This window comes from Mesorhizobium sp. (assembly GCF_005063415.1).
Classification (GTDB): Bacteria; Pseudomonadota; Alphaproteobacteria; order Rhizobiales; family Rhizobiaceae; genus Mesorhizobium.
The window spans coordinates 1-1,997 of the sequence record NZ_SUEG01000309.1; the positions used below are offsets into that span (position 1 = coordinate 1).

2 protein-coding genes are annotated in these 1,997 nt (G+C 62.9%); one reads left to right on the forward strand and one right to left on the reverse strand.

Annotated elements, in window-relative coordinates; all coding sequences use genetic code 11:
- Positions 1-1,005 (forward strand): phosphate acyltransferase (locus E5W70_RS32125; RefSeq protein ID WP_292665348.1); only part of this gene is annotated, 1,005 nt, incomplete at its 5' end.
- A gap of 12 nt (positions 1,006-1,017) precedes the next feature.
- On the opposite strand, the gene E5W70_RS32130 is transcribed toward E5W70_RS32125, so the two are convergent.
- On the reverse strand, positions 1,018-1,638 hold the full coding sequence (locus tag E5W70_RS32130; protein WP_292665350.1) for a DUF1287 domain-containing protein: 621 nt from the start codon (positions 1,636-1,638) through the stop codon (positions 1,018-1,020).
- Positions 1,639-1,997 lie beyond the last annotated feature (359 nt).

The following is a 1,997-nucleotide window of genomic DNA, read 5'->3' on the forward strand; positions in this document are numbered from 1 at the left end:
GTGTTCTCGATGGCTAAGACGTCGAGCGCCAAGCGCGTCATCTACGCCGACGGCGAGGACGAGCGCGTGCTTCGCGCCGCGCAAGTCGTGCTCGAGGAAGGCATCGCCGAACCGATCCTGATCGGCCGCCCACATGTCATCGAGGTGCGGCTGAAGCGCTACGGGCTGCGCATCAAGGCGGGCGTCGATTTCGGCTTGATCAACCCCGAAGACGATCCGCGTTACCGCCACTATGTCGACCTTTTGATCGAGCTTGCCGGCCGGCGTGGGGTGACGACGGAAGCGGCGCGCACCATGGTGCGCACCGACAATACGGTGATCGCGGCCCTTGCCCTGAAGCGCGGCGACGCTGACGCGATGGTCTGCGGCCTCGAAGGCCGATTCGAGCGCCATCTGCGCAACGTGACGCTGATCATCGGGCCACGCGCCGGCATTAGGGATCGCGACCTGTCGACGCTTTCCATGCTGATCTCGCAGCGCGGCATCATTTTCCTGACCGACACTCATGTCTCCGTCGACCCGACCGCCGAGGAGATTGCGGAAATGACCGTTTTGGCGGCCGAGGAAATTCAGCGTTTCGGCATCGAGCCCAAGGCAGCGCTGCTGTCGCATTCTGATTTCGGCTCCCGCGATTCGCCAAGCGCCGTGAAGATGCGGCAGGCGGCGGCGATACTGGCGCGCATCGCGCCCGACCTGCAATGCGACGGCGAGATGCATGCCGACTCGGCGCTATCGGAGCAGCTGCGCCAGCGCGTCTATCCGCATTCGCGGCTGAAGGGCGAAGCCAATCTGCTGGTGTTCCCCAATCTCGATTCGGCGAACATCACGCTGACCGCGCTGCGCACGATGATGGACGCGCTGCATGTCGGCCCGATCCTGCTCGGCACCGACAGCCCGGCGCACATATTGACGCCGTCGGTCACCTCGCGCGGCGTCGTCAACATGACGGCACTGGCCGTGGTCGAAGCCGCGCATAAGGCGCAAGCTATCGTCGATCTGGGGTAGCCGCGGGCTTTCTCAGACTGGCTTGAACCGGAAATGCCCTGTCTGCCTGAAGGCAAACAAAGTGTCCTCCTCCCTTGCTCCGCTGCCGATATTGTGAATGACCAGCGTTCTTGTCGGCACAACAGTGGAGCGATTGGACGACACGATGGCAATATGCGACAGATTGCCGGGCAGCATCTGGGCGACGAGATCCCCAGGCCGATAGTCGGCGGGGTCTTGGCTGACGGGCAAGGCAGCACCGCGCCGCTCGAAATAGACCGCAAGGTTGGGCACACGGCGGTGGTCGATGTTGCGGTCCGGCGCTTTCAGGCCCCAAGCCTTCGGATAGGCGGCAAAATTGGCCCGCATATCCTCATGCACCAATTCTTGCAGGTCGAGATCGAAGGCGCGGCGATAGGCGCGGATCACGACATCCGTGCACACACCCCGTTCGGGCTCAACGTCCCCGCCCGGATAGGCCAGGCGTGTATAGGTCGGATCGTAGAGCGTGGTGACGCCGATCTGCTCACGCGCGGCTTCGACCAATTTGGTGCCCCAATCCGGTGCGACGGGCTTTTGCTGCGCCATCGCATCCGGCGTCGCCAGACACAAAAGACCAAACTGCAGTGCGGCTCGACGGGTAATCACGGTCATGCCAAGCCTCCGGGCATTGCTGGATCCAGGCATTCTTCTGGGCGAATACGCCTTTTTCGTGCAACGCCAGGATGTCGCGGTTCTGGCTCTGTCTGAATATTACGTGCGGCGTGGTCGACCTGACAGCATTGGTCGTGGTCGAAGCCGCGCACAGGCAAGCCATCGCGCATTTGGGCTGAAGCCGGAATCGGCGGTATGCTAAACAAACGGTTAACCGCAAGCGCGGTAGCTTTCTGAACGACAGGCAGGCGGAGTTCCGGAGGGATGACAGGCGCAAGTTGCAAGCTGACGCGTGCCGCCGCGCTGCTCGGTGCCCTGCTACTGTGCGACATTGCCGTCACTCAGGCGCAGGCCGCTTC

What these genes read in the sequence shown, in the direction of transcription:
- E5W70_RS32130 (WP_292665350.1), bottom strand. Translation starts at nt 1,638, where the DNA reads ATGACCGTGATTACCCGTCGAGCCGCACTGCAGTTTGGTCTTTTGTGT.